General features: G+C 65.8%; 19 protein-coding genes and 2 pseudogenes. 13 read left to right on the forward strand and 8 right to left on the reverse strand.

Features of this window, described 5'->3' with window-relative positions; genetic code table 11:
* Positions 1 to 96 precede the first annotated feature (96 nt).
* From K8V84_RS22975 to K8V84_RS22990, 4 genes and pseudogenes are all read left to right on the forward strand, one after another.
* A complete protein-coding gene (locus tag K8V84_RS22975) occupies positions 97 to 867 on the forward strand; it encodes an alpha/beta fold hydrolase (protein WP_304078584.1) in 771 nt (256 codons plus the stop codon).
* 359 nt (positions 868 to 1,226) lie between these two features.
* Positions 1,227 to 1,763, forward strand: a complete 537-nt coding sequence (locus K8V84_RS25915) for a hypothetical protein (protein ID WP_369696656.1) — start codon at positions 1,227 to 1,229, stop codon at positions 1,761 to 1,763.
* A gap of 400 nt (positions 1,764 to 2,163) precedes the next feature.
* The gene (locus K8V84_RS22985) at positions 2,164 to 2,733 is read left to right on the forward strand and encodes a hypothetical protein (protein ID WP_304078586.1); all 570 of its coding nucleotides are present in this window, start codon (positions 2,164 to 2,166) and stop codon (positions 2,731 to 2,733) included.
* A gap of 89 nt (positions 2,734 to 2,822) precedes the next feature.
* Positions 2,823 to 3,131, forward strand: a pseudogene (locus K8V84_RS22990) (transposase); the annotation flags it as partial.
* Here the strand turns inward: K8V84_RS22990 and K8V84_RS22995 are convergent.
* The 3 genes and pseudogenes from K8V84_RS22995 to K8V84_RS23000 form a co-directional block, all read right to left on the reverse strand.
* Complete coding sequence (locus tag K8V84_RS22995) at positions 3,037 to 3,810, reverse strand: transposase family protein (RefSeq protein ID WP_304078587.1); 774 nt, start codon at positions 3,808 to 3,810, stop codon at positions 3,037 to 3,039. The pseudogene K8V84_RS22990 and the gene K8V84_RS22995 overlap by 95 nt on opposite strands.
* A pseudogene (locus tag K8V84_RS25920) lies at positions 3,770 to 4,039 on the reverse strand (hypothetical protein); the annotation flags it as partial. The gene K8V84_RS22995 and the pseudogene K8V84_RS25920, both read right to left, overlap by 41 nt.
* A gap of 254 nt (positions 4,040 to 4,293) precedes the next feature.
* On the reverse strand, positions 4,294 to 4,743 hold the full coding sequence (locus K8V84_RS23000) for an HIT family protein (RefSeq protein WP_304078588.1): 450 nt from the start codon (positions 4,741 to 4,743) through the stop codon (positions 4,294 to 4,296).
* 904 nt (positions 4,744 to 5,647) lie between these two features.
* On the opposite strand from K8V84_RS23000, the gene K8V84_RS23005 reads away from it, so the two are divergent.
* From K8V84_RS23005 to K8V84_RS23015, 4 genes are all read left to right on the forward strand, one after another.
* On the forward strand, positions 5,648 to 6,862 hold the full coding sequence (locus K8V84_RS23005) for an MFS transporter (RefSeq protein ID WP_304078589.1): 1,215 nt from the start codon (positions 5,648 to 5,650) through the stop codon (positions 6,860 to 6,862).
* A 1,093-nt stretch (positions 6,863 to 7,955) separates the two neighbouring features.
* A complete protein-coding gene (locus K8V84_RS23010; RefSeq protein WP_304078590.1) occupies positions 7,956 to 8,801 on the forward strand; it encodes a PP2C family protein-serine/threonine phosphatase in 846 nt (281 codons plus the stop codon).
* Positions 8,802 to 9,341: 540 nt separating this feature from the next.
* Positions 9,342 to 9,536 (forward strand): hypothetical protein, encoded by a 195-nt coding sequence (locus K8V84_RS25925; protein WP_369696657.1) that lies wholly within the window; start codon positions 9,342 to 9,344, stop codon positions 9,534 to 9,536.
* Positions 9,537 to 10,048: 512 nt separating this feature from the next.
* Positions 10,049 to 11,527, forward strand: coding sequence for an FAD-binding oxidoreductase (locus tag K8V84_RS23015; RefSeq protein WP_304078591.1), 1,479 nt, complete (start codon positions 10,049 to 10,051; stop codon positions 11,525 to 11,527).
* Between the two features lie 113 nt (positions 11,528 to 11,640).
* Here the strand turns inward: K8V84_RS23015 and K8V84_RS23020 are convergent, their stop codons facing one another.
* The 3 genes from K8V84_RS23020 to K8V84_RS25930 form a co-directional block, all read right to left on the reverse strand.
* Positions 11,641 to 12,690, reverse strand: a complete 1,050-nt coding sequence (locus K8V84_RS23020) for an NAD(P)-dependent alcohol dehydrogenase (protein WP_304078592.1) — start codon at positions 12,688 to 12,690, stop codon at positions 11,641 to 11,643.
* A 310-nt stretch (positions 12,691 to 13,000) separates the two neighbouring features.
* Positions 13,001 to 13,588 (reverse strand): hypothetical protein, encoded by a 588-nt coding sequence (locus K8V84_RS23025; RefSeq protein WP_304078594.1) that lies wholly within the window; start codon positions 13,586 to 13,588, stop codon positions 13,001 to 13,003.
* A gap of 706 nt (positions 13,589 to 14,294) precedes the next feature.
* A complete protein-coding gene (locus tag K8V84_RS25930; RefSeq protein ID WP_369696658.1) occupies positions 14,295 to 14,465 on the reverse strand; it encodes a hypothetical protein in 171 nt (56 codons plus the stop codon).
* A 337-nt stretch (positions 14,466 to 14,802) separates the two neighbouring features.
* Between K8V84_RS25930 and K8V84_RS23035 the strand changes: the two genes are divergently transcribed.
* The 5 genes from K8V84_RS23035 to K8V84_RS23055 all read left to right on the forward strand — a co-directional run bounded on the left by K8V84_RS23035 (position 14,803) and on the right by K8V84_RS23055 (position 18,282).
* Entirely contained in the window at positions 14,803 to 15,354 is a 552-nt protein-coding gene (locus K8V84_RS23035; RefSeq protein ID WP_304078596.1) for a snapalysin family zinc-dependent metalloprotease, read from the forward strand.
* A 73-nt stretch (positions 15,355 to 15,427) separates the two neighbouring features.
* Complete coding sequence (locus K8V84_RS23040) at positions 15,428 to 16,081, forward strand: HemK2/MTQ2 family protein methyltransferase (RefSeq protein ID WP_304078597.1); 654 nt, start codon at positions 15,428 to 15,430, stop codon at positions 16,079 to 16,081.
* A complete protein-coding gene (locus K8V84_RS23045; protein ID WP_304078598.1) occupies positions 16,074 to 16,289 on the forward strand; it encodes a CDGSH iron-sulfur domain-containing protein in 216 nt (71 codons plus the stop codon). Before K8V84_RS23040 ends, K8V84_RS23045 begins: the two co-directional genes overlap by 8 nt.
* A complete protein-coding gene (locus K8V84_RS23050; RefSeq protein WP_304078599.1) occupies positions 16,286 to 17,287 on the forward strand; it encodes an iron-containing redox enzyme family protein in 1,002 nt (333 codons plus the stop codon). The genes K8V84_RS23045 and K8V84_RS23050 overlap by 4 nt, the downstream gene beginning before the upstream one ends.
* Complete coding sequence (locus K8V84_RS23055; RefSeq protein WP_304078601.1) at positions 17,284 to 18,282, forward strand: L-histidine N(alpha)-methyltransferase; 999 nt, start codon at positions 17,284 to 17,286, stop codon at positions 18,280 to 18,282. The genes K8V84_RS23050 and K8V84_RS23055 overlap by 4 nt, the downstream gene beginning before the upstream one ends.
* A gap of 4 nt (positions 18,283 to 18,286) precedes the next feature.
* Here the strand turns inward: K8V84_RS23055 and K8V84_RS23060 are convergent, their stop codons facing one another.
* Together K8V84_RS23060 and K8V84_RS23065 are read right to left on the reverse strand one after the other, a co-directional pair.
* A complete protein-coding gene (locus K8V84_RS23060) occupies positions 18,287 to 18,829 on the reverse strand; it encodes an alpha/beta fold hydrolase (RefSeq protein ID WP_369696659.1) in 543 nt (180 codons plus the stop codon).
* 364 nt (positions 18,830 to 19,193) lie between these two features.
* Positions 19,194 to 19,364, reverse strand: a complete 171-nt coding sequence (locus tag K8V84_RS23065; RefSeq protein WP_304078605.1) for a hypothetical protein — start codon at positions 19,362 to 19,364, stop codon at positions 19,194 to 19,196.
* Positions 19,365 to 19,725 lie beyond the last annotated feature (361 nt).

Raw genomic sequence — 19,725 nt, forward strand, 5'->3', positions numbered from 1 at the left:
CAAGAACTGGGACATCCTGCGCCGGCTGCGATGCTGCCCGCACCGGGCCGGAGAGATGACCCGGTCCGTGCTGGTACTTCAACTCAAAGAAGCAGGATGAAAATGGCTCACTGCCGGGTGGTAGCGGTTGACCTGCGCGGTCACGGCCAAACAAGGATCGATTCCAGCAACGCCGAACAGTACTGGCAAGACCTCGCCAGCGCCGCACAAACCCTTGGCTGGGATGAACCCATCCTGGTCGGCCACTCCTTGAACGGCCACGCGGTCACCGCCATGACCGCCAGTGGCCGAATCCGTCCCAGCGCGGTGTGCGTCGTCGACGGACTCGTCCTAAACAACAGGGAGACGGCCGTGGCGAAGCAGAGGAAATGGACCACACCCGAGGCGATGGACAAGGTCCGCGCCCAGTTCCGTTACCGCTGGTCCGCCAGCTCGGAACAGGTCCGTGCATCCATCGAACAGAGCATGCGCGAGGCACCCGACGACTGGCTCAACCGGGGAGCACGACCGGGGCTGATCCGAGATGTACTCAAAAGGTCCTTCTCCCAACGGGAAAACACCTGGCTACGGCGTCCCACACCAGAACAGATCACCGCCATCAGCTCGCCCGTACCGGATACCGTTATCTACTCCAGTGTGGACGCCTACGAACACCTCACCTGTCCGCTGACCATCATGCTCCCCGACCAGGGCTTCTATGCCGCGCGCCGAGCCAAGGTGCGAGCCGTTGTCCAGGATCGCCCCGAAAGAGAACTCATGGAGATGCATACCCATCACAACGTGCCGATGGCACGCCCGGCAGAGCTCGCCCAAGTCATCCTCAACCTGGTTCCCTCGAACCGCCTCGCGACCGGAGAACAGCGTTGACACACCACACCCGGCCACGTTCGGTGCGTGAGTACCCATTGGCCGCCCAAGAGACTGGCCCCTACGGCATCACTCCCGGCCCCGACGGATCCCTGTGGGCCACCCTCGTCCACCAGGGCCAGATCGCCCGCCTGACGCGTGAAGGTTCAGCGACCCTGTACTCGTTGGACTCTGCCGCGTGTGGACCCTCGATCATCACTGCGGGACCCGACCGAGCGCTCTGGTTCACCCGTCTGCACGACAACAGCATCGGTCGGATCACCACCGACGGAAGAGCGGACTCCTTCACACTACCGACCCCTGATAGCAAGCCCTTCGGTATCACGGTCGGGCCTGACAAGGCTCTGTGGTGCGCTCAGATGAACACCGACTGTGTGGCACGCGTCACCACAGGCGGAGAGATCACTGAATTCCCTCTACCGACACGTGGAGGGTTCCCCTCATTCATCACACCGGGTCCGGACAGAACTCTCTACCTCACCCTCAACCAGGCCAATGCCATCGGTCGTTTGACCACCGATGGACAAACCACACTCTATTCTCTGCCAACATCTGGAGCCGGTCCCGTCGGCATCACCAAGGGAACGGATGGGGCAATGTGGTTCGTGGAGATCAATGCGGGCCAGATCGGCTGCCTCACCCAGGACGGGCACGTTCGAGAATTTCCCCTCCCGGAGCGCGACTCGCGTCCCCACGCGATCACCGCCGACCCGGAAGGCGGATTCTGGTTCACCGAGTGGGGCGCGAACAGGGTCGGACACATCACGACAGAGGGCGAGGTCGACTTGTTCGACCTGCCCTCGCTTGCAAGCGAAGCGCACGGGATCACGGTCACGGCTGATGGAATCGTCTGGGTCGCACTGGAATCCGGAGGTATCGTCTCTCTCACACCGTGATCCAGCGGACCGAATTCGTATTCTAAAAGGGAGTTCTTCCTTCACGCGGGTTGCCCTGGATCCCAGTTCCAGCGGACCTTTGATCCGATGGTCGATCGCCCCCGGCCAGAACCGGGAGCCGTCTACTCGTCTGAGGTCGTGAGCCCCTGTGGGCTCCGTAAATCAGTAGGTGGCCTGTCAGAGCCAGGTGTGGCTGATGTGGGCTTCACCAGGAGTGGTCACCCGCCTATCTCCCGAGCACTTCACCGTTCCGCGCACCTCCCCCAACGCACGGTCACACCGTCCCCTACGCCACCCCACAGGCACGCTGGTCGTCATCGCCATCCGGCCAAAGGGCAGCCAATCCACCAGGCAGCGACATCACAACATTTCACAGACCTACCCACAGCGAGGAACCTGGATGACACACCAACGCCTGATCATCATTACCGGCCAGGAAGGTGTTGGAAAGTCGACCCTGGTCCGAGCGCTCCTTCGCCACACACCCCAAGGCGCGCAGATCGACGCTGAGGACCTCGGCCAGATCAACCCCTGCGTCATGGACGACACCTTCAACGAGATGCTCCGGCGCAACGTCGCCGCCTTGGCCGAGAACTTCTGGGCCTTCGAACACCACAACGTCCTCGCCGCGAGCTTCATCGACACCCACGACGACTACCGCATGTTCCGGCCACTCATCCCCGACAACATCGAGATCACCGTCATCCAGCTATGCGCCGCCAAACCCGTGCGCGACCAACGTCGTATTTTCCGTCACAAAACCAGCTCCCCCCAGTGGCGCGACCGAGTCGACCTCGCCTGCCCGGAGGACACCTCCCTGGACCATGCCGCCGACTCCTCTGACTACCGCTATCTGCGTATCGATAACGACAACGAAGCTGTGGAGAACACCGTGCACCGTATCCGCGAAGCATTCCCCTCCATCTACGGAGCCACCGAGCCACTCAGCACTCTCCCATCAGACCTTTGACCGATGGTCAATGCACCCCAGCCACGAGAAAATCCCAGGCCAGGGCGAGCAAGAGCTCATCTCATTTGGATCCTCGATAGCCTGGCCCAGTGTCGATGGTTGAGCGGTTGGTGCCGGACCGATTGTGGGAGCTGTTCCAACGGGTGGTGCCCGAGGCGCCCACCCGGCCTCAAGGTGGTGGGCGGCGCAGACACGGAGACCGTGAAGTGTTGGCCGCGATCATCTTCGTCGCCACGACCGGCTGTACCTGGGTGCAGCTCCCACCGGTGTTCGGCCCCTCCGGGCCCACCGCGCACCGGCGTTTCACCGAGTGGAGTGGGGCCCGAGTGTGGGCGAAGCTGCACCGCCTGGTCTTGGACGAACTCGGTGCCCGGGGTGAGCTGGACTGGTCGCGGTGCGGTCGCAGACCCGTTCGGCGATAGCCCGATAGGTGGCTGGAAGGTTCTCCCGCCGGTGGGTCCAGCGCATCAACTGCTTCCAACGTTTGTGGTCGGCCAAGGCGTTCTCGACGGTGATGCGGTCTGAGGAATGCGCGTGTCGGTGGAGTTTCCACCGTTCGTGGAACTCGGGCAGAGCACTCTTGTTCGGTTTGCGCGGCGGGGTGAGGGCCTTGCCCGGGTGATCACGCCGCAGACCGAGGTATCCCTCATCGAGCAGCATCTCCACCAGCGGAAAATGCCGGAAGCAGGCGTCGATGCCCTCCATGCGCACCGCGGTGGCGTCGTGCATCCGCCCGGGGCGCATCGCGTCGGCCCACAACGTGCGCCCCCGGTGGTCGGCCACGACGGTGGCCTTCATCGTGTTCTGCTTCTTCTTGCCCACCACGAACGCCCGCCGGCCGCCTCGGCCCGCGCGGGGCCGCCTGACCTGGACCTCGGTGGCGTCCAACCGCAGCTGGACACCTTCGGCCTGGGCGTAGGCGAACACATCCTTCACAGTGCGAAGACGCGCCCCCGGACGGTTCGGGACCGCGTACCGGCGCTCGGCCAACAGGGTCCGGATCTGACCAACAGCACGGGTGAGGAGTGGAACGATCCACCCCGAACAGCAGCCCCAGGACCGTGTGCGGCAGGTCATGGCGTAGATGGATCAGGGTGACCACCAGGCGGTCGACGAAGACCAGGCGGTGCCGGGCACCGGCTCCGGCAGCCCGTTTCCGCTCTGCGCCTCGGGCCCGGTGCCGGTGGTCCTCGACTGCCGTTTCCCAGGGGTGGGCCAGTTCCTCGATGAGGGCGGCCAGGTGATGCTGAGAGATGCCGGTGAGCCAGGGGTGGGCCAGGACCGCACGATTGACCTTGATCGTCACGACCAGAGCATGCCACGGCTCTGCAGTGAAACCTCACCCGCTATCACGCACCAACTCGTAACTCTGTGGGGCTCCTGGTGTGGGCACGTCGGCCCCATTCTGCGAGTTCGTCGGTGCTTCTGGCGCCGGAGATTGCGGCGCAGGCGCATATGAGCAGGACGCATGTCAGGGAGGATCAGCGGAATGTACGTAACTGTCGGGTCCGGCCTCGGACTCGAACTCCCACTTCCCGTAGGAATCAGTCATCCCCATGATCAGGGCAGCAGGGCTCGCAGCCTGGCCGCGTGGCCGTCGAGTTCGGTGCGTTCGGCCTCCTGCCACAGGGCGTGAACCGAAAAAGTATCACCCTCATAGCGTGGAAAGACGTGCAGGTGCGCGTGGAAGACCTCCTGGCCGGCCGCCTCACCGTCGGCCAGGAACAGGTTGACGCCCTCGCAGCGCATCGGCCCGCCGGAACCTGTGTCCCTGCCCCCTGTGTTCAGGGCGTTGCGACGCAGGGCCTCGCCCACTCGGCGGGCCACGCTCCACAGCCGTCCGCCCAGCTCGTCACCGATCTCGCCCAAGCCCACCAGATGCTCGCGCGGAACCACCAGCACGTGCCCTGGTGTGACCGGGTACAGGTCCATGAACGCCAACACCAGGTCGTCGGAGTGGACGAGGCTGTGTGCGGCATCACCGTCGCGAATCAGACAGAACACACACATCTATGGAGCCTCCTTTTGCCAGGGAGGACCCAGCGTGGCACGATATGCGGCGGATTTCATCCGCTTTTCCCAGCTGCTGACCGGGAAGAGGACCTCGCGGCGTTTCGGACCGATGGGTCCTCCTGCTGTGCTCCACAGGACAAGGTGGGTGCAGGTGCGGGTCCCCCTCTCGGAGTACTTTGCCTACGCATAACCCGACGACCCCACTAACGACAGACCGCAGCCTGGTGACCACGTAACCGAACGAACTGATGTTGGCAGCATCTCCACAGCAGCGCCCTGAAAGTCATCGAGTTTCCTAAACTCACGACGCTTTACAGTGGTACACCGAGGCCATACGGTGATTTCGACCCGCATCCCCCAAATAAGGTGCCACATGCACTTTTCCTCGAGTGAAGATCGAACCTTTCTGGACAACAAATTCACATCCCCCGCCTAACCCTATTACTTGTCCTCTTATTCATTTTCTCCCCTCCGCCTGCGTCAGCGGTGAAAGAAAACGAAACCCTTCCAGCAACCGTTCATTCTGAGTCAATCCGAAGCAATCAGCACAAAGACCCAAAAGAGGTACTGGGTGAGTTTGCATCTAGCACTCCGAAGGGAGTTGAACAGAACGAGCTTTTCACGGTGGGATCCAGCAGCGAGTCTGAGAAAAACGGGTAGATCGTCTATTTCTCTGACCACCGGCCTGGGCGCCGAATTTACCTTCACAAACTCATGGTGAATGGAAGGACTCGGCACACGCTTCTACGTAGACTTCGAACAACCACAGGAGACCAAATTACCGGCAACCGGCCTGAGGCTCCAGAGTGACGCCACGCTAGTTGCACCCGACTTGACCACCTCAGACCTCTTTGATGCAACCATCGCGAGAAATGAAATAGAGTGAAACAAATTCTCCCCCTTGAGATGGAACGGCACGATTCCAATGAACAGTGAGGGGCTTCTTCGCAATCGATACTTTCGAATCTTTTTTACCGGCTGCCTCGTATCGCTAGCGGGCCGATCAATGACGCCGGTAGCACTGGCCTTCGGTGTGCTACAGAAAGATGGCGGACAGCAGGCTCTGGGATATGTCCTAGCGGCACAGATGATCCCGCTGATCCTCCTGACGCTCGTTGGAGGAGCAGTAGCTGATCGGCTCGACCGTAGCAAGGTTCTGCGGTGGTCCAACGCAACAACCGGCCTGACGCAGATATGTGTAGCCGGTTTACTGATCAGTTCCGTTTCGATCTACGCAGCATTACCCGCGGCCGCGCTTAATGGTGCCGCAGGAGCCTTCACAACTCCCGCACTTCGCGGCATTCTTCCTGAGATAGTACCGTCGGACCAACTGACGCGAGCCAATTCGCTTCTGAAGACCGCCCGAAATGGGGCACAGATCGGAGGGCCCATTGTAGCGGGACTATTGGTCGCAGCCTCGAGTGGCAGCCTGGCCCTGGCGATCGACGGATTGGCCTTCCTGCTCGCCGCATGGATGATGGGGCGGCTCAACCTTGGCCCACCACAACCCACCAAAGAACGGTCGTCACTCCTACACGAACTGAGAGAGGGCTGGTCGTACTTTTCGAGCACTACGTGGATCTGGACGGTCACGACCGCGTTCCTATTAATGAATGTTTTACAAACCGGCATTTGGCAAACACTCGGCCCCATCCTTGCTTCTGAATCGATCGGAGCATCAGGGTGGGGAGCAGTCCTCAGCGCTAAAGCCTTCGGCCTGATAATAGCAAGCGTATATCTCATCCGCTTCTCCAGCCAGCGAAGAGTCGTCTCAGCACTGACTGTCATGAGCTTGGCGGGCCTCCCTCTGCTTGCGCTCGGAATCACACAAAATTTACTTCTTCTGGCCATCTCCGCCTTCATTGGAGGGCTGGCTGCCGCCTACTTTGGAATCGTGTGGGACACGGCGCTGCAAACTCAAGTACCCAATGTGATGCTCTCTCGTGTGGCGGCCTACGACGACCTGGGAGCATATATCGGGATTCCGATTGCTCAGATGACGGCGGTGGCCATTGGCGCCACGGTTGGCAACCAGAACGTCGCGGTCGTAGGCGGAGTTCTCTTCGCAGTGTCCGCCCTCCTCCCCATAGCCGGTCGATCCGTCCGCCACAAGTAACTTTTGCGGCATACTCTGCCGATGGAGCAATGTCAGGTTCGTTCGGTGAGGTAACGCGACATACCCCGCAGACAGATTCCGGGCGACCAACACAGGAATTGAATATCCGGCAGAGAAGAACCCGGCCAAGGGACCTTTGATCCGATGTTCGATCCGACCTGGCCACGAGAAAACCCCGGACCAGGGCAGGTGAACCCGCATCCTCACCTGGGACCGGAGTCCCCGTGGGGCTCCTGGTGTACTCCCCGGTACAAGATCGATCCGGGTGGACCGAAGCCTCGCGGAGCACTTTGCCCAACCGTGACCCTGCGGGTCCGCGTAACCCCCCGTATCCGCCCGCCGGTGCCCTGCGACCACCCTGAATCACCGGACCGGCCCTGACCTAGGCCTATGCAACCGATTCAGTCGGCGCGAGAGAAGGCGGGTCTGGGCCTGCATGGTGATCCGGGCCCCTCAGCGAACAATGCCGCCGAGGAGGCGTTCAACCCCGGCCCCGAACGCGAGACGTTGGGTGGAAGGGACCTGAAGCGGTGAACGGGTACCGGGCAGGTCCACAGTGAAGGCCGGCGCCGCCGACCGCTCGCCTGCGAGCAAAGAAGGGCCTGTTCGGAGCTTCCTTCCTCATCACCAGGTGTTCACCCATCGGGGCGGACCCCTCGTCACCGGCGGCAAGGGGCTTGGGTATCTCAGTGGGCGGGGGCAGATGAAGTCGGTCCGTACCGGTTCCTGTGGGTGGACGCCACCGTCGACGACGACCTTGGGGGATGGTTGTGATGGCAGAGGGTGAACGCGAGCCGCACTGGGTGCGAGTGGACCGGTCGGAGGGGTTCGGCGAACGGCTACCGGGGGTGCTGCTGGACCGTGCCCACGAGATGCCACCGCAGATGATCGCTCCGCTGATCGCGGAGGAGGTGACCCGGATCGGAGGCCGTGACCTCTCGATTCTCCTACAGGATTACGAGCAACTCCTGCTTGTACCGCTACCGGGTGAGCGGCTGGTCGTCGGTGACCCCGAACCGATCGACGACACCCCTGCGGGAGAGGCGTTCTTGCTCGCCAGAACGGTGGAGACCCCCAGGACGGCGGCACCCGGATGTATCTTCCGCTGCTGGACGGAAGCGATCAGGTCGGCGTCATGGTCGTCACCAAGGACGCCTACACCGACCAATTCTTCCTGACCCGCCGCCGTGCCGAGATGAGCGTGGCCGCCGAGATCCAGTGGTCGTTGCTTCCTCCGTTGTCGATGGTCGTCCCGCAGGTCGAGGTGGCCGGGGTTCTGGAACCCGCCTACGAGGTGGCGGGAGACGGTTTCGACTACGCCCTCAACGACAACATCCTGCACGTCGGCATGATCGATGCGATGGGCCACGGCCTGGATGCCGCGACCATGGCGGCGGTGGCCATCGGTGCCTACCGCCACGCTCGTCGTGCCGAAATCGAACTGTCCGAGATATACACGTTCATGGACAAGGCCATCGCCGAACAGTTCGATCCCGACCACTTCGTCACCGCGCAGATGATGTCCTTGAACATCTCCACGGGTCACCTGCAGTGGGTCAACGCCGGTCATCCGACGCCACTGTTGATCCGTGACCGTGCCGTGTTGGAACCGCTGGAAAGCCCGACCACGCTGCCGGTCGGTTTCGGTGGTGAGCGGCCGCACATCAGCGAGCGGACGTTGCTCCCCGGGGACAGGCTGTTGTGTTTCACCGACGGTTTGATCGAGGAGCGTCAGGTCAACGGTGAGCTGTTCGGTGAACACCGACTCATCGAGTCGGCCGACCGCGTCCTTCGCGATTACGCCACAACACGTGCCGTCGCCAGAAAGCTCTCCCACACCTTGAAGGAGGCACGAGGCGGAGTCACCAGTGATGACTCGACCCTCTTCCTCATAGAGTGGCGCGGCGGGACGTCCGATCACCTCGCCGTTTTCGACTGAACGAAGTGATCCCGGCGAGGCTCTCCTGCCGTACTGATCAGGTCACGGCACAGGGGGCTGTGGCAAAGGCGTGAGGGCGGTCTTGCAGGGTGTTGTCTCCCGCCGCAGGGACGCGGCGCCTTGGTGTGGGTTCGTGCCTCACCCAGGTTTTGGTCCCGGCACGGTGGCCACCTTCGTTCGGCCGGCCATGGCCTTCCCGGCCAGGGCGGGTGGATCCGTATCCTCACCCGGGGGCGGGGCCCATGCTGGGCTCCCGGTGTGCTCCCGGGAACCGAGTCGCCCTCCCGGCCGAAGCCGCTGCTCCGCGTCGTCGGACCGGCCGGTCATGACGATCACCGGTCGTCAAGCGAGCCGATGAGCATCCGACCAGCGGCCCCGGCGAAGAAGGAGGGCGAAGAGACGGGCCGGCCGGGACGGCGAGAACCGGGCCGGTACGCTGCCGAGGGGGAAGGCCGCGGATTTCACGGCGATGGATTCTCTGCTCGATCACACTCTCGCGGCGTTCATCCGCGATCCCGGCGAAAAATGAGATGGACGGCCATGGACAAGCCGCGTGGAAAAGACTCGTTCTCGTTGCTGTACAGGACGGGGTTCCGTATCAACTACGCGCTCCTGCACGTCATGGGCCCGCCGGCTCTGACCCCCGAAACCGATCCGCGGCAACGCATGAAGAGGGAATACGAGCGTCGGTATGAACTCCATCGGGAGTGGAAGGCGCATCAGCGGTCCGAGTAGCACGTACGCGCATGAGGCCGTTCACCGATGCCGCGCCGTGAACAGCAGGGGTGGGACGCCCGGCCCGAGTTCGCGTACCCGTCGTACGACGGCCGGTCGCGTGTGGCTCCGCCCACCGCTCAGGCGGCGGACCTGGTGATGCGCGGTCGGGGTCTCCCCCATGAGCGGGGTCCCTTCCGGTCCCGGAACTCGTGCCTGCTTTCGTCCGTCGCTTCTTCGCCGGGGTCGGCCACGCCCCATTGATCCCCTACGCCCTTCTTGGGAGGCCGTACCGCCCAACGTGGAAACGGTGATCCCGCTCCGGCCGGCGGGTCGACCGATCAACGTCGCGGCCCGTCGTGATACTCGTGTGATGGCCAAGGTCGAGCCGGCGGTCGTCCCCCCGGGGAGTTGCGCGTCGCCGTACCGGATCGATGCGGCATGCCACCCGAGCATGGTGCCCGTGACCGGGTTCGGCGATGAGTCGGCGGGAAGGGGCCACCGACGCCCCGCGACAGTGCGAAGGTGCACGCATGACGGAACCGATCGTTCGCGGAGATCAGCCCCCGAGGCGCAGGGACATCGATCGTCGAACCCTGTTGCGGGCCGGCGGGGTGCTGGGTGCCGCCGGTGCCCTGGGCGTCGCCGGCACCCCCGCGTACGGCACCGGCCGCCCGGACAACTGGCTGCGCCCAGGGGATGAGGGCTACGAGGAGGCGGTGGCCGGCTTCAACACCACGGTGACGCGTCGGCCGGAGGCGGTGATCCTCGCCCGCGATGCACGGGACGTGCAAAGGGCCGTGCGGTACGCGGGGCGCCATGACCTACCGGTGTGCGTGATGGCGACCGGGCACCAGGCGTCGGTGTCCTTCGACGGCGGCGTCCTCGTCTCGACCGCGGCGATGGATCGGATTCGGGTGGACCAGCGGTCCTCGTCGGTGCGGGTCGGTCCGGGAGCCCGGTGGGGTCCCATCGCGGAGGCCACCGCTCCCCACGGTCTGGCGGGACTCGTCGGCTCGTCGGTGAGCGTCGGTGCCGTCGGCTATACGCTCGGTGGCGGGCTGAGTCCCACGTTCGGCCGGTTGCACGGTTACGCCGCGGATCACGTGTCGCGGCTCGAAATCGTGACCGCCGACGGCGAGTTGCGGGTGGCGACGCCGGAGCACGAGCAGGACCTGTTCTGGGCCGCCCGGGGCGGGAAGGGCAACTTCGGGATCGTCACCTCGCTCGATTTCGGGCTCTTCGACGTCCGAACCCTCTACGCCGGCGCGATCCTGTATCCCGCCGAGGCGGCGACCGAGGTGCTGCCGGCCTGGCGTGACTGGGCGGCGGAGGTACCGGAGAGCGTGACGACCTCGGCGGCGTTCCTGCGGGTCCCACCGGACGCGCCGCTGCCGGACCCGGTGCGTGGTCGGCTCGTGGTGAGCGTGCGGGTGTCGTTCGTGGGAGAGGCGACGGAGGGTGCCGGGCTGGTGGCTCCGCTCCGGGCCGTCGCCCCCGCCCTACTGGACACCGTCGAGGAGATGCCGTTCACCGACTGGGATCTCATCCACAGCGACCCGGAGGGGCCGATCCCGGCCTATGAGCGAACGAGTCTCCTGGGCGGGTTGCCGGACGCGGCCATCGAGACGATGATCGGCCTGGCCGGGGCCGGGTCGGATTCACCGATGTCCCTGGTGGAGGTGCGCCGGCTCGGCGGTGCCCTGGCTCGGGAGCCCGAGGTACCGAGTGCCGTGGGACATCGCGACGCGGCCTTCACGTTCTTCACCATCGGGCTCGCGCCACCCGGGCAGGTCGAGAGGGTACGCGCCTACGCCGCCATGCTCGTCGAGGCCATGGAACCGTGGAGCACCGGCGGCGCCTACGTCAACTTCCTGTCCGGCGATGAGGCGGGGCCGGCCGACGTTCGGCGCGTGTACTCCCCCGAAGTGTACGAACGCCTGGTGTCGGTGAAGTCGGATGTCGACAGCCGGAACATGTTCCGGCTCACGCACAACATTCCGCCGGGCTGACGACCACATCGACTTGAGCACCTGGGGATGGACGTGCTGATCGGTTCGCCGAGGAAGGGTTCGAAACCCAGGTGAGGCGGCGACGCTGTCCGCCGCCGCCTGTGGTCGTGCGATCAGTGCCGGCTCAGGGTGGCCATGTCGATGACGAACCGGTACCGCGCGTCCGAGGCCAGGACGCGCTCCCAGGCCTCGTTGACCTGGTCTGCGGAGATGACCTCGATCTGTGGGGCGATGCCGTGTTCGGCGCAAAAGTCCAGCATCTCCTGGGTCTGGGCGATCCCGCCGATCTTGGACCCGGAGAGGGAACGCCGGTTGAGGATGAGACCGAACACGTTCACCGGTGCCGGCTCGGGCGGGGCGCCCACGTTCACGAGTGTGCCGTCCACCGCCAGCAGGTTCAGGTGGGCGTTCAGGTCGACGGAGGCGCTGACCGTGTTGATGACGAGGTCGAAGGTGCCGGCCAACAGTTCGAAGACGGCCGGGTCGTCGGTGGTGTGGTAGTGGTCGGCGCCGAACCTCAGGCCGTCCTCCCACTTCTTCAGGTTCTGGGAGAGCACCGTCACCTCCGCTCCGAGAGCGTGGGCGAACTTGACCGCCATGTGCCCCAGACCGCCCAGGCCCACCACGGCGACCTTCGTACCGGGGCCCGCGTTCCACTTGCGCAGTGGTGAGTAGGTGGTGATCCCCGCGCACAGCAGCGGTGCGGCCTTCTCCAGCGGGATGGAGTCGGGGACGCGCAGCACGAAGTGCTCGTGGACCACGATGCGCTCCGAATAGCCGCCCTGGGTCATCGAGCCGTCGCGGTCGAGACCGCCGTAGGTGTCGGTGCATCCGCGCAGGCAGTACTGTTCTTCGCCGGACCGGCACTCGGCGCACTCCCGGCAGGAGTCGACCATGCAGCCCACGCCGACCCGATCGCCGACCCGGTATCGCGTGACTTCGGGTCCGACGGCGGCGACGGTGCCGACGATCTCGTGCCCGACGGTCAGCGGGTAGGGGACCTGGCCCCAGTCGCCTCGGGCCACGTGGATGTCGGTGTGGCAGACACCGGTGTAGGCGATGTCGATGAGAAGGTCTTCGGGCCCGAGCTCACGGCGCTCGATGGTGCCCGGCGTCAGTGGCGCGTTCGGCGAGGTCGCCGTGTAGGCGCGCACGAGGGACATGGGTCTCCTTACGGGTTCGTGATGAGGTGCGCCGGCCCGATGCGCGCTGTTGGTCGCGCTCGGTCGGCCCGCACCGGAAGAAGTCAATCACCTGCGTTAGCCCAGGTGGGAGCGGCTTCCAGAACCCGTAGGGGTGTGTTGGGGACTTCTCGGGACGTATCCGACCCAGTCGGTCGGCCGAGTCCTTCCGCTCACGCCCGCGGCGGGGTGGCGGAAGGACTCGGTGTCGGTGCGTTCACCGGGAGATCCGTTGTGACCCGGTCGTGGGACGACGCCGAGAACGAGACGGCATCACTTCCAGGATGGTCCATCACCAGAAGTGGTCCACGATGATCTTGGCGTCCTCGACCTGGTGGCCGTAACGGTCCGGGTAGGCCGAGCGCTGGACGTCCTGGGCGACGTCACCGAGCGGTGCCTCCTCCCAGCTGTTGTCCGGGTAGACGGCCTCCAGCTCGTCGAAGAAGGCGCCGGTGGCCGTGGTCGGGTCGAGTCGGTCGTCCGAGGAACCGTAGTGGTCACGCTGCTGGTAGAGGCCGACGCTGTCACGGTCGCCGCCGGTCAGGTTGTCCAGGTGGGTTTCGACGATCACCGTCGACATCGCGATGGCGGCCGCCTGCTCGTCGAGTCCACGCTCCTTCGCGGTCTCGACGACCGCGCGGGCACAGGAGGCACGGTGTCCGTCCATGTTGCCGGCCATGTCGTCGTTCAACTTGTCGTTGAGGGTCTCGGCGGCCGCCTTGTCGTCCTCGGTGTACTCCTCGCCGCTGTCATCGGAGCTCAGCGCCACGCACCCCTTGTCGGGGTTGTCGGAGTCCTTGTTGTCATCGGCGGCGGCGATGCTCGGCCCCCCGATGAGGATCCCGCCGGCCAGAACCAGGCCGGTCGTTGCGGTAAACACACTCTTTGGTATCAGTTCAATAAATTTCACTCGTGCAACGTATGCGATGACCAAGCGCTTTGACCAGGGTTGCAACCCCTTTGAGCAGGTAAGAAAGACGACACCGAGCCGAAGCAACCTTTGGGCCGGTCCGCACGCGGCTCACCCCCACCACACCTACTCCGTGCTCGGGTGCCGCGGGCACCCGCGTCGGCGAGACGTTCGGCCCACCGGGACAAGGCGACCCGGGAACCGGGCGCCCGACTATCGCCTTCACCGGCCTCGCCGTGCCGATCGCGATCGCGTGGCATCGGGGACACGGGTTCCGGTGGTCGGTCGCGATCATCGTCGCCGTGGCCGTCCCGCGGTTTCCGGCCGACTGGAACGCGTACGCACAACAGGAGCGGGAAGGGTTCGACGAGATGGTGAACGTGGTCACCGCCTGGACCGGGGTGCCCCACCCCTCCAGCGAACCATACGAAATAACGGTCGCCGCCGATGGAACGGTCTGGGTCGCCTTGGAGACGGGAAGCGTCGTCTCCCCCGTCCCACAGGAGTTCACCCCGCAACCGCCGTCGACTTCGACGAATTCGAAGCGCCCGCATGGGGGAACACCCGGATCCGGGACTGAAAGGGACGTTCGCTCGCGCGGTGGCGTCAGCACGCGGGGGCGGCCGGTTCCGCGTCGGGGGCCGGGCCGGGTCGCGACTTCAAATCCGACGGGTGTTCACACGCACTGGGCGTCGATGTACTCCTGCAAGTGCGGGAACTCCTCCGCCGCCCGGTCGAGGATCTCCGCCGGGGTGCGCCGGCCGTCCGGGGCGTGACGGCGGGCGACCTCGGTGACGCCGGGGTCGGGTGCGCAGGGCCGTTCGACCAGTGAACGCCCCTCCCGCACCGGCCACAGGCCCGTGTGGCACCCGTGCCCTCCCTGCCGAAGAAGCGGAACCCGCCCCCGTCGACCTCCTGGTTCCCGGTCCACAGCCGGTACCACCACGCGGTCTCGTCCGGATGCTCGAATTCCTCGTGGATCTCGTAGTCCATGTCCGGGACGCCACCGGTCGCACGCAGGTCCTCCAGCATCGGAGGGAAGGACGGTTCGGTCATGGTCGAACGATAACTGCGGATATCGGCGGCTCCGCACCCCTTGTGGCGATACTTCACTACGCATAGCATCGCCCCGACCCCACCGGGTCACCGTCAATGTCGGCACCCTCACCCCCCGGGAGACCCCCGTGCTGAGACGCATCCTCACATCCCCGCTGATCGCACTGAGCTCACTGGCACTGATGCTGCTGGGCGCCACACCGGCCGTGGCCGCGAACGAGACCGTCCTGTACTACGACGACGGCCAGGCCGCGGAATACACCTCCGCGGTGTCCTCGGCCGTGGACGTGTGGAACTCCGCCGTCGACAACGTGCGCCTGGAACCGGTGCCCGACGGACAGCACGCGGAGATCCTGATCATCGCCGACGACGACTGGCCCCGTGCCCACCTGGGCCCGGTGCGCCCGGGCGGGCAGGTCACCGTATGGATGGGCCGCCAGGGCACCGCCGAAGGCTACGACGCCGTGCGCATCGCCGCGAACGAACTCGGCCACAGTCTGGGCCTGCCCGACGCCAAGCTCGGCCCCTGCTCCTCCCTGATGTCGGGCTCCAGCGCCGGCGTGGACTGTACGAGTGCCGAACCCGACGACTCCGAACGTTCCCGGGTCGAGTCCGGCTACGGCGGTGGTTCGGCCGGACAACGCGACGCCGACGGAGGGATCCTGGTCGACCGAGCCTGACCGGCGATCGAACCCGACGGGGTGCCCGAAACCGGCAGATTGTCCGGCACCCGGGTCGGGTAGTGGTACAGCCATGCTGCTGGTGAGACCTCCCGGTGTCTACCGGGCACAAGAGGACACCTCCCTACTGCGTCGCGTACTGCGCCGTCACGGTCGACTGTCCGGCCGGTCGGTCCTCGATGTCGGTTCGGGCACCGGAGCCCTCGGCATCGAGGCCTTCCGTGCCGGGGCGACCAGCCTCACCGCGATCGACCTGTCGCTGAGCTCGGTCGTGGCGAGCTGGCTCAACAGCCGCATCCACGGGATCTCGGCGACGGTTCGTCGCGGTGACCTGTTCGCTCCCGTGGCCGCGCGACGTTTCGACCTCGTGCTCGCCAACCCGCCCTACGTGCCCGGGCCCGGCCCACCACCCTCCCGGCACCGGTCCGCGAGGTGCTGGGACGCGGGACCGGACGGTCGGGCCCTGCTGAACCGCATCTGTTCGGGAGTGTCCTCGGTGCTCAGCGAGGACGGCGCGTTGCTGCTCGTGCAGTCCACCCTGGCCGACGAACAGGCCACCGTGGACCGGCTCACGGAGGCCGGACTCGTGACGGAGGTCCTGGCCCGAGCCCACGTCCCGTTCGGACCGGTGCTACGGACGCGCGCGCCACGACTGCGCGCCCTCGGGCTGCTCGATCCGGACCAGAACGAGGAGGAACTCGTGGTCATCGAGGCCTGCCGTGGTTGAGTCCCACCGCCGTGTCATCGTCACCGACGAAGGCCCGATCCTGGTCTACGGCCCGGTCGACGTGGAGATGCCGGACGGAACACGCGTGCTCAGCGACCGGGCGGTCACCGCGCTGTGCGCGTGCGGCCGCAGTGGTCGCCGACCGTTCTGCGACACCAGCCACCGTCGACGTGTACGCGACGAAGAGGGGGAGGAGAACGTCCCATGACCATGACGACGTCGAAGGCGCCGGTACTTCCGGCCCCTCGCGGACCGATCTCCGAGGGGGTTCTGTCGGCTCTTCGCGGAAACCGGCCCGCGGTTCCCTCCGTGGACGGCTCCCCACCCTATGGAGACGACCTCCAACTGGCGCTCTACTGCTGCTACGAGCTTCACTACCGCGGGTTCCACGGAGTCGCCGACGACCGTGAATGGGATCCGACGTTGCTGGGGATCCGAGCCGAGTCGGAGAGGGTCTTCCTCGACGCGCTCAGGCACGATGTGCCCGCCGGCACGGACATCGACGCCGAACTCGACGCGCTCCTCGTCGAGAACCTTGACACGTTCGGTGTCTCCCACCACCTGCGCCGCCACGGGGAACTGTGGCAACTGCGAGAGTACGTCGCGCACCGTTCGCTCTACCACCTGAAGGAAGCCGACCCGCAGACCTTCGTCATCCCGCGCCTGGACGGCCCACCGAAGGCCGCCCTGGTGACGGTGCAGCACGACGAGTACGGTGCGGGCGACCCCGAGCGGACGCACTCGAAGCTCTTCGCCGACATGATGGCCGAACTCGGTCTGTCCGACGTCTACGGCGCCTACGTCGACTCCGCTCCCGCCGAGATGCTGGCCGAGGTCAACTTCATGTCGTTGTGCGGGCTGCACCGCGGGTTGCGCGCCGCGCTGATCGGGCAGTTCGCCACCGTCGAACTCACCTCGTCCCCCGGCTCGGACCGTCTGGTCAAGGCCATGCGAAGGTTGGGCTGCGGCCCGGCGGCCGTCCACTTCTACGCCGAGCACGTCGAGGCCGACGCGGTGCACGAGCAGCTCATCCGTCATGAGGTGATCACGCCACTGCTCCGTGCCGAACCCGAGCTGACCGCCGATGTCGTGTTCGGGGTCCGCAGCAGTCTGTTCCTGGCCGGTCGGCTGGAGGAGCACCTGTTCCGGCATTGGCGTCGCGGCGAGTCGAGCTTCCATGACGAAGCAGAGGCCGGGAAGCCATGACGTTCCCCGAACCGCGGACGCGGGCCGGCGTCGTTCGGCTTCCCGATCCCGGTGACATCGTGCCGCAGGACACCGTCGTGCGCGACCAACTGCGGAGCACACCGCCTCGGTTGCCTCCCTGGCTCGGCTACGACGCGGTCGGCTCCCGGCTCTTCGAACAGATCACCGATCTGCCCACCTACTACCTGACCCGGGTCGAACGCGCCCTTTTGGAGCGTCACGCCTCGGAGATCGCCGAGGCACTCGACTGCGGGCGGATCGCCGAGATGGGCAGTGGCAGTGCGAAGAAGACGCGGTTGCTGCTGGAGAATCACCTACGCCTGCACCCGACCACCTATCTACCGATCGACGTGGACGAGAGCATGTTGCGCTCCAGCGCCGCGACGTTGTGCTCGGAACTGGGCGGTTTGACGGTCACGGGACTGTGGGGGCGTTACGAGGCCGGGCTGGAGTGGCTACGTTCCCACGACGATGAACCGCTGTGCGTCATCTTCCTCGGGAGCAGTTTCGGCAACGCCACACGTGAGGAACGGGACGGGCTGCTGGGAGAGATCGCGCGCTGTCTGCGGCCGGGGGAGAGCCTGCTGGTCTCCGCCGACCTGGACAAGGGCCCTGAGGTCCTGGAGAGCTGCTACAACGATCCGCCCGGGCACTCGGCCTTCGCCGACTTCCGACTCAACCACCTCACCCGACTCAATCACCTCTACGGTGCCGACTTCGTGCTCGACGACTTCGTCCCGGATGCCTGGTACAACCCGGAGACCTCCACGGTGGAGGGTCGCCTGCTCGCACGGGCCGACCGGACGGTGCACGTTCCAGGGCTCGGGGTCACACTGCACCTGCCGCGCGGGCGGTTCATCAACGTCGGCTACTCGGTGAAGTTCGATGAGCGGGGATTGGCCGACGAGGTGGGGGCGCACGGTTTCAGCCCGTCGACCCGATGGCTGGCGGAGGCCGGGTACGGGCTGTTCCTCTTTCGCCGAGAGGAGACCTGAGCCGTCACCGTGGCCCGACCGGACCCGGCGCGTGGTCGGCCAGAGCGCGTATCTCCGCGGCGACCCTGTGCCTCACCGGTCCGGGGATGTCGTGGCCGACGCCCGGTAGGGCGCCCGGGCTCGCGTCGGGGATACGGGAGGCGATGGCGCAGGCCGCGCTCGGGCGGGTCAGCGGATCGTCCAGGCCGTGCGGCACCAGTGTGGGATCCGTGATCGCGCTGATCGCGGGGCCATGCCACCGGACTCCGATCTGGCGACTCTGTGCCCGTCTGTCACGGGTGCCCGCGCCGGTGAGACGTTCGGCTCTCTCCCGAGCATCCCCCTCCTCGAAAGACCGTCCCGGTGCGGCGCGGAACCGGTCCGGATGGCGCAGGGCGATGCGCTGCGCCCCGGCCCCACAGAGCGATATGCCGAACAGGTGGGCCGAGTCCCAACCGAGTTCGTCCAGCACCGCGATGGCGTCGTCGGCGATGTCCTGGGCCGTGTAGGCATCGCCTCGTCCACCCGGCAGGGCACGGAAGGGCGTACAGGCCCTCGTCGGAGGCAGGTGCGTCGATTCACCCGTGTCTCGTTGGTCCTAGCCGGTGACCACGAAGCCCTGTTCGGTCAGGTCCCGGACCAGGTCGTCCGAGCAGCACCGCAGGCCGACCCCCATACCCATGATGAGCAGGATCGGTTCCCCTCACCCCCGGCGACCCACGTGTCGAAGGCCGGTCGGGCATCGTCGTGCACGCCCATCGGGTCGGGGCCCACGCCCCTTCCTCCATGTCTCCACCCGTGGCACTCTGCTCGACCTCATGGCCGACACCGTCAGCGGCGAGATCGACCTGGACCTCTACTCATCCGCCTCCTCCGAACACCGGGAAACGAGCTCGAAGGCTCGGTGTCCGGCTGAGAAACCCGGCCGGCCTTCAGTGTCTTCGGGGGCGTTCCCAGATGAGCCCGGCCGTGACCCACACCAGCCCCACGCCGGCGAGGGTCACGAAGCACCACTCGACAGGGCTGAGCGGCCACCACAGCAGCACCCAGAGGGCCAGTGCGAACATCGCGAACACACCGAGCACGACCAGGATGACGCGCACCGTTCCGTTCCCCCCCTGAATCCCTACGACGTCGCGGCGGAGCGGGCCGCCACCGGAGACCGAGACCGATAGAACCCCCGTTCGTGGAGTCATCCCCGAGCCCGCCCGAACAACCATCCAAACACGTCACCCGCATCGACGCAGCCGACAGACTCGACCGAACGCGAACCGCTGGACCTCGTATTCTCCGCGTTCGTGAGCACAGGGACCTCGTCGAGCGATGTGGAAGCGGTGAAATCAGCGGGAAGCCTCGGGAAACAGGGGGCTTGGGGTGGGGATGAGTGAGGGCGAGGGGTGAGGGATGAGGGATGAGGGGTCGGTGCGTGGGGCGCCTCAGGTGGGTGGTCTTGGGGTTGTTGGG

This window comes from Nocardiopsis listeri (genome assembly GCF_020741345.1).
Classification (GTDB): Bacteria; Actinomycetota; Actinomycetes; order Streptosporangiales; family Streptosporangiaceae; genus Nocardiopsis; species Nocardiopsis listeri_A.

What these genes read in the sequence shown, in the direction of transcription:
- K8V84_RS22975 (WP_304078584.1), top strand. Translation starts at nt 97, where the DNA reads ATGAAAATGGCTCACTGCCGGGTGGTAGCGGTTGACCTGCGCGGTCAC.
- K8V84_RS25915 (WP_369696656.1), top strand. Translation starts at nt 1,227, where the DNA reads ATGAACACCGACTGTGTGGCACGCGTCACCACAGGCGGAGAGATCACT.
- K8V84_RS22985 (WP_304078586.1), top strand. Translation starts at nt 2,164, where the DNA reads ATGACACACCAACGCCTGATCATCATTACCGGCCAGGAAGGTGTTGGA.
- K8V84_RS22995 (WP_304078587.1), bottom strand. Translation starts at nt 3,810, where the DNA reads ATGACCTGCCGCACACGGTCCTGGGGCTGCTGTTCGGGGTGGATCGTT.
- K8V84_RS23000 (WP_304078588.1), bottom strand. Translation starts at nt 4,743, where the DNA reads ATGTGTGTGTTCTGTCTGATTCGCGACGGTGATGCCGCACACAGCCTC.
- K8V84_RS23010 (WP_304078590.1), top strand. Translation starts at nt 7,956, where the DNA reads ATGTATCTTCCGCTGCTGGACGGAAGCGATCAGGTCGGCGTCATGGTC.
- K8V84_RS25925 (WP_369696657.1), top strand. Translation starts at nt 9,342, where the DNA reads ATGGACAAGCCGCGTGGAAAAGACTCGTTCTCGTTGCTGTACAGGACG.
- K8V84_RS23015 (WP_304078591.1), top strand. Translation starts at nt 10,049, where the DNA reads ATGACGGAACCGATCGTTCGCGGAGATCAGCCCCCGAGGCGCAGGGAC.
- K8V84_RS23020 (WP_304078592.1), bottom strand. Translation starts at nt 12,690, where the DNA reads ATGTCCCTCGTGCGCGCCTACACGGCGACCTCGCCGAACGCGCCACTG.
- K8V84_RS23040 (WP_304078597.1), top strand. Translation starts at nt 15,428, where the DNA reads ATGCTGCTGGTGAGACCTCCCGGTGTCTACCGGGCACAAGAGGACACC.
- K8V84_RS23050 (WP_304078599.1), top strand. Translation starts at nt 16,286, where the DNA reads ATGACCATGACGACGTCGAAGGCGCCGGTACTTCCGGCCCCTCGCGGA.
- K8V84_RS23055 (WP_304078601.1), top strand. Translation starts at nt 17,284, where the DNA reads ATGACGTTCCCCGAACCGCGGACGCGGGCCGGCGTCGTTCGGCTTCCC.